6 protein-coding genes are annotated in these 6,309 nt (G+C 76.9%); 3 read left to right on the plus strand and 3 right to left on the minus strand.

Annotated features, from left to right (window positions below):
* Positions 1-153: 153 nt before the first annotated feature.
* Together ACWGKU_RS01785 and ACWGKU_RS01790 are read right to left on the minus strand one after the other, a co-directional pair.
* Complete coding sequence (locus tag ACWGKU_RS01785) at positions 154-720, minus strand: hypothetical protein (protein WP_452178945.1); 567 nt, start codon at positions 718-720, stop codon at positions 154-156.
* Between the two features lie 86 nt (positions 721-806).
* Positions 807-2,081, minus strand: coding sequence for an MFS transporter (locus ACWGKU_RS01790; RefSeq protein WP_452191309.1), 1,275 nt, complete (start codon positions 2,079-2,081; stop codon positions 807-809).
* Between the two features lie 101 nt (positions 2,082-2,182).
* On the opposite strand from ACWGKU_RS01790, the gene ACWGKU_RS01795 reads away from it, so the two are divergent.
* Together ACWGKU_RS01795 and ACWGKU_RS01800 are read left to right on the plus strand one after the other, a co-directional pair.
* Positions 2,183-3,280: a DUF5937 family protein gene (locus tag ACWGKU_RS01795; RefSeq protein WP_401045892.1), complete on the plus strand. Its 1,098-nt coding sequence runs from the start codon at positions 2,183-2,185 to the stop codon at positions 3,278-3,280.
* Positions 3,281-3,372: 92 nt separating this feature from the next.
* Entirely contained in the window at positions 3,373-4,230 is an 858-nt protein-coding gene (locus ACWGKU_RS01800; protein ID WP_452180533.1) for a PhzF family phenazine biosynthesis protein, read from the plus strand.
* A 12-nt stretch (positions 4,231-4,242) separates the two neighbouring features.
* On the opposite strand, the gene ACWGKU_RS01805 is transcribed toward ACWGKU_RS01800, so the two are convergent.
* Positions 4,243-4,749: an AAA family ATPase gene (locus ACWGKU_RS01805; protein ID WP_401045887.1), complete on the minus strand. Its 507-nt coding sequence runs from the start codon at positions 4,747-4,749 to the stop codon at positions 4,243-4,245.
* A 198-nt stretch (positions 4,750-4,947) separates the two neighbouring features.
* On the opposite strand from ACWGKU_RS01805, the gene ACWGKU_RS01810 reads away from it, so the two are divergent.
* The gene (locus tag ACWGKU_RS01810) at positions 4,948-6,195 is read left to right on the plus strand and encodes an aminoglycoside phosphotransferase family protein (protein WP_452180532.1); all 1,248 of its coding nucleotides are present in this window, start codon (positions 4,948-4,950) and stop codon (positions 6,193-6,195) included.
* Positions 6,196-6,309 lie beyond the last annotated feature (114 nt).

Here is a 6,309-nt window from a genome sequence, read left to right on the forward strand (position 1 = left end):
CCCCGCTCCGCTCGGCGGGCGCTTCGCGCAACGCGCAGCGCTCGATGGTCCGCTCACTGCGTTCGCTCACGTTCGGTGTCCTTCCTCGGGCCGGGCACGCCTCGCCGTCAGCATCGGCGGTCCGCGGCCCGTCCGCATCCGGAGCCGGAACACCTACTGGCGGCTCCAGAGCGTGAGGTCGCTGCTGGTGGCCACCGCGAGGGTCCGGCCGGTCGGGGAGAAGCCGGCCGCGCGGAAGGCGGACCGGTCGGAGTCGAGGACCAGCCACCAGCTCTCGCCGTGCTCGCCCTGCCACGGCCCGCGGCCGCTGGCGAGCAGCACCCGGTGGTGCGGCCACTCCGGGGCGACCACCTCGATGTGCCAGCCGCCCTCGGCGGCCGTGTGGAGCCCGCCGCCCCACGTCCCCGCCACCGGGATGCGCACGTCCGCGACCTGGCCGAGGCCGGGGCAGGAGAGGTCCAGGCCGTCCGGGTCCTCGGCGGGCTCGTGGTCGCGGGCCAGCTTGAGGCCGGTCACCGCGTCGAACAGGCCGTGGCCGCCGTGCGAGACCGTCAGCACCAGGTCGTGCCCGCTCTCGGGGTGGACGGCGAAGCCGATGCCGATCAGCCCGCCGACCGCGATCAGCCCCCGGCCGACCGGCCGCCACGGCTCCGGCGGGGCGGTCACCCCGGCGGCCATGATCCGGTCGCGGAGGTGCTGCTGGTGCGGGGTCAGGGCCATGCAGCCGATCATCCCACCGGGGCGTTCCCGCCGCGCCGGCCCGTCGGCGCGGCGCTCCTCCGGTCCTCCTCCGGCGCTCCCACCGGTCAGTGGGCCGGACCCAGCCGCAGCACCGCCAGCGCCCCCAGCGCGGTGGCCGCGGCCAGCGGCACCCACAGTTCCCCGGAACCGCCCGCCAGCAGCGCCGTCAGCACGGCCGGGGCCGCCGCCCGGCCCACCCCCGCCGACAGCTCCCAGCGCGCCAGCGCCCGCCCCAGCAGGTGCGGCGGGGCGACGGACGCCACCAGTGCCGTGCCCGAGCCGGTGTAGAGGATCTCGCCCAGCGTGTACAGCACCGAGACCGCCGCGATGCCCACCGACCCCGGCACGCCGCCCAGCGAACCGACCGCCCAGAAGCCCAGGTACGACACCGCCAGCAGCGCCCCCGAGGCGGCGAGCACGACGTGCCGCGGACGGTCCGCCAGCCGCAGCACCAGCGCCAGCTGCAGGGCGATCACCAGCACCGTGTTGCCGACGAAGACGCCCGAGGACCAGGCCGGCGAGGCGTGCAGCCGCAGCACCAGCAGCGCGGGCAGCGCCACCTCCAGCACGTCGAAGCAGAACGCGTACGGCAGGTTGGCGACACTCAGCAGGGTGATCCGGCGCAGCGGCTCCGCCCGCTCCGGCGCGTCCGCCGGCCGGTCCTGGCGCGGAGCCCGCACCCGCAGCGAGCCCAGCAGGACGGCCGCGCCCAGGCAGGCCGCGCCCGTCACCCCGGCCAGCAGCCGGATCGCGCCCGCCCCGCCGCTCACCGCCAGCGTGGCCAGCAGCGCGCCCGCACCCAGCCCGGCGTTGCGCAGCGACCGCCCGGCGGCCAGCGCGGCGTCCCGCAGCCGGCCCTCGGTCAGGGTGCTCACCACCGCCGCGTGGGTCGTCGGCCAGGACTGGCTGCCCACCCCGAACAGCACCGCCGCCGCCGTGAACCCCGGCAGGCCGTCCGCGAGCAGCAGCGTCAGCGCGCCCGCCGCCCGCAGCAGCAGGGTGGCGGCGGCGGGCAGCGTCCGGGCGCCGCGGTCGATCCACCGGCCGGTCAGCGGCACCACCAGCAGGCCCGCCACCATCCCGGCCGAGAGCGCCAGCCCGGCCGCACCCGCGCCCAGGTGCAGCATGCCGACGCCGTACAGCAGCAGGAACGGCCGCAGCAGGCCGCCGCCCACCGCGTCCACCGCCAGCGCGACGGCGTACCGGGGCCCGCCGGCCGCGGTCAGCAGGCCCAGCAGCGCGGACGGGCTCCGGCGGCCCGGGCCGGCCGGCGGGGCGGGCGGCCCGCCGCGGCGGTCGGCGGCGTGGTCGTGGACGGACTTCTCCCGGATCAGGCTCATGGCCGGTACCGTCCGCCCGGGTCGGACTGCGGGGCACGCGGATTGACGCTTCCCGTCAATCCGCGGGAGCCCGGTCGACGGCGGGTGGCAGGATCCCCGGTGTGAGTGTGACCATCGACATCACGGGCCTGCCCGACGAGCGCCTGCTCTTCACGCCCTCCCCGCTCGGCGAGCTGAACGCCATGCTGCACGTGCTCGCCGAGCCCGCGCACCACCCCGCGCTGCAGGGCTGGGCCGGCTGCACCGCCACCGTGATCCCGCCCGAGCTGTCCGAGCGGCTGCTGGAGGCCGACTTCCTCTGGCGCTCCTCGCGCGCCGACTTCCTCGTGCCCGGCCTGCCCGGCGCCACCCTCGCCGAGGAGCTCGACGCCGTCGACCGGATCGACGACGAGCTGTACGTCGCCGCCGCCCTCATCACCACCTGCGGCTCCTCCCGGCTCACCCGGCGGATGGGCTCCCCGCTCACCGACCCGGAGGCCAACGAGCGGGCCCGGGAACTCGCCCTCGCCCGCGGCCCCCGGCAGGCCGCCTTCGCCGACCGGCTGCTCGCCGACCCGCCGGCCGTCCGGGGCCTGGTGCGGCGGTTGCTGGAGGACTGCCGGTCCGCGTTCTTCGCCGACGCCTGGCAGCGCGTCCTGCCCGACCTCGCCGCCGACGCCCGGCGCAAGGCCGACCTGCTCGCCCGCCGCGGCCTCGCCGAGGCGCTCGCCGACGTCTCGCCCTCCGTCTCCCTCGACCAGGGCGGGGACGGGCGGCGCCGGATCGTCATCGACAAGCTCCAGGACAACACCACCAGCGGCACCGACGCCGGGGGCGTCACCTTCATCCCCACCGCCTTCGGGCGCCCGCACCTCCTGGTGGTGCACGCGCGCGGCCGGCGGCCCGTCCTCCAGTACCCCGTCGCCGAGGCGGGCCTGCCCGAGCCCGTCTCGCTCGCCCTCGTCCAGCAGCGCCTGGAGGCGCTCGCCCACCCCGTGCGGCTGCGCCTCGCCCGCACCATGGCCCGCGGCCCGCACACCACCGGCGAACTGGCCTCGGCCTGGCAGCTCAGCGCTCCCGAGGTGTCCCGGCACCTGGCGGTCCTGCGCAGGGCCGGGCTGCTCACCACCAGGCGGCGCGGGCGGTACATGCTCTACGAGCTGGACCTGGCGGGCAGCGCCCGGCTCGGCTCGGACTTCCTGGAGGCGGTGCTGCGGTGAGCGGAGGTGCCGCGGTGGGAGGAGAGCCCGGGACACGAGGAAGCGCCGCGGTGAGCGGGAACAGTCCGCGCACCCGGCGCGTTCGTCCGGTCATGATCGACAACGCCACTCCCGAGATCCTCCGCTACGCCGCCTTCGCCACCCGCCCCGAGGGTGGCAACCCGGCCGGCGTGGTGCTCGACGCCACCGGACTGACCGACGAGCGGATGCTCGCCGTCGCCGCCGAGGTCGGGTACTCCGAGACCGCCTTCCTGACCGCCGGCCCGGCCGAAGGCACCTACCGGGTGCGGTACTTCAGCCCGCTCGCCGAGGTGTCGTTCTGCGGGCACGCGACGGTCGGCTCCGCCGTCGCCCTCGCCGAGCACACCGGCCCCGGACGGTACGTCTTCGTGACCGCGGCCGGAGACGTCCCGGTCGAGGTCGAGCGCGGGGCCGACGGGCTGCTGCGCGCCACCCTCACCAGCGTCGAGCCGAAGGTGGAGGAGGTGCCGGCGGCCGACGTGGCGCAGGCGCTCGCCCTGCTCGGCTGGTCCGCCGACGACCTCGACCCGGTCCTGCCGCCCCGTGTCGCCTACGCGGGCGCCCGGCACCTCGTCCTGCCGGTCGCCACCCGCGAGCGGCTGGCCCGGCTCGACTACGACTTCGACGGCCTCGCCGCGTACATGCGCGCCCGCGACCTGGTCACCCTGCAGCTCGCCTGGCGGGAGGCCCCCGAGGTCTTCCACGTCCGCGCCCCGTTCCCGGTCGGCGGCGTGGTCGAGGACCCGGCCACCGGCGCCGCCGCTGCCGCCTTCGGCGCGTACCTGCGGGAGCTCGGCGCGGTGACGGCCCCGGCGGTGCTGACGCTCCACCAGGGCGAGGACCTGGGCCGCCCGGGCGTCCTGCGGGTCGAGCTGCGGGCGGAGGACACCCGGGTACGGGTCTCCGGCACGGCCGTGGCGATCGGCTAGCGATTCCGGGCCTCAGGACGGCGGGGGCTGGAGCAGGACCTGCTCGCCCTCGCCCCGGGGCTCCTCGAAGCCGATGAAGTAGCGGTCGAACAGTTCCGCGCTCACGGTGACGGAGTTGGCGCCGCGCTGTTCGTTGCGGACCGCCAGGCGGCGCTCCAGCGTCGCCCGGTCGGCCTTGAGGTGGACCAGCTCCCAGCGGCAGCCGTGCCTTTCCACCAGCGCCTTGTAGGTGTCCCGGGCGGCGCGGCTGCGGAAGGTGTAGTCCACCACCACGTCGCGCCCGTCGCGCATCAACTCGACCAGCTCCACCAGCTGTTCACGCCGGATCTCGTCCTTGAGCCGGTCGAACTCCTCCTGCGGCAGGACCAGCCCGGCGTCGCACCGCCCGAGCCGCTCCCACACTCCCTCGTCGATCGACAGCCGCGCGTAGCCCTGCTGGACGAGGCCCATCGCAAACGTGGTCTTGCCCGCTCCGGGCAGACCGCACATCAGCACCACCGTGCTGGATCGCCGTGTCACCGGCCCAGGTTAGCCCCGCAACGGCCGGTGGGCCGCCGTATCCCGTGCGGAGAGGGCCGTCGCCGGGCGAAGTCCCTCGTGTCCGACCGGGAGCAGGCCCGGGCGGCGGCACGCGAACGGGCCCGGGCGGCGGTGCTCCGGCCGGTGCGGGCGGAAAACCGTTGGCACGGGCCCGCCCCGGTGGGCGAAGCTGCTCCGATGCAGCGAGCGAGCAACCGGACCGTGACGGTCGATCTCACCTACGGCGACGAGTACTTCGGGCAGCTGGGGCCCTTCGAGGTGGAGCTCGGCTGGTGGTCCTCCGTGGACGAGGTGGTCGCGCGGGCGGCGGCGTCGGCCGGGGTGCCGGTGCTGGTGGCGCGGCTGGTCGACGGGCGGAGCGAGGAGCCGGGCCACGGCGGGCGGGTGCGCTACCACGCCGAGGCGAGCGAGCGGCCGAGGGCGCTCGACTCCCGGCCCCCGGAAGCCGGGACGGCCGCGCTGCTCGGCCCCGCCGAGCGCCGCGCCGCCTGGGCCACGCCGGAAGGGCTGCGGTCGGCGCTGGACTGGGCGGAGGCGGAACTCGCCGTCGTCGGTCGCCCGGCGGCCGGGCCCGCCCGGCAGATCCGGACCTGGAACCTCTCCGGCCTCTTCCGCCTCCCCACCGCGACCGGAGTGGACGCCTGGCTGAAGACCACGACGCCGGCGTTCAACGCCCACGAGGGCGAGGTCATCGCGCTGCTCGGCGGCGTCGACCGCACGCTCGTCCCGACCGTCCTCGCCGCCGACCCCTCCGGTGGGCGGCTGCTGCTCGACCACGTCCCCGGCGAGGACTGCTGGAACCCCTCCGCCGGGACCGTCGCCGACGTCGTCCCCCGGCTCGTCGCCGCGCAGGCCGCGCTCGCCGGCCGTCCGGACGACCTGGCCGCACTGCGCGACCGCACCCCGCGCGCCCTGGCGGCCCAGCTGACGGCCCTGCTGGACCGGCTCGCGGAGGAGACCGACCTGACGCCCGAGGAGCTGGACCGCCTGGCCGGCTTCGCCGCCGACCTGCCCGGGCTGCTGGACCGACTCGCCGCCTGCGGCCTGCCGGAGACCCTGCTGCACGGCGACTTCCACCCCGGCAACTGGCGTTCCGACGGCGGGAGCACGGTGGTCGTCGACTACGCCGACTCCTGCCTCGGCCATCCGGCCCTGGACGGGCTGCGCCCCCGCGCCTACCTCGGCCCGGAGGCCTGGCAGCACCACGCCGCGGTCTGGGCGGAGGCCTGGCGGCGCCACGCCCCCGGCTCGGACCCGCGCCGGGCCCTCGAACTCGCCGAGCCGCTCTACCACTTGTCCTACGCGCTGCGCTACCAGGAGTTCCTGGACCACATCGAGCCGAGCGAACGCCCGTACCACGAGGGCGACCCGGCCGCCGAGCTGCGCGCCGTGCTGGCCTGCGGCCCGGTCGCCGGGCGGAGGTAGCCGGCCGGGGTGCGACGGCCGACGCCGGCGCCCGGGCCCTCGGAACCGCCGGTGGTGCCCGTCGCGGTCGGCGCGGCGGGCCCCACCGGGCGCGGTCAATAGGCGGGGGCGATC

This window comes from Kitasatospora sp. NPDC054768 (genome assembly GCF_053612025.1).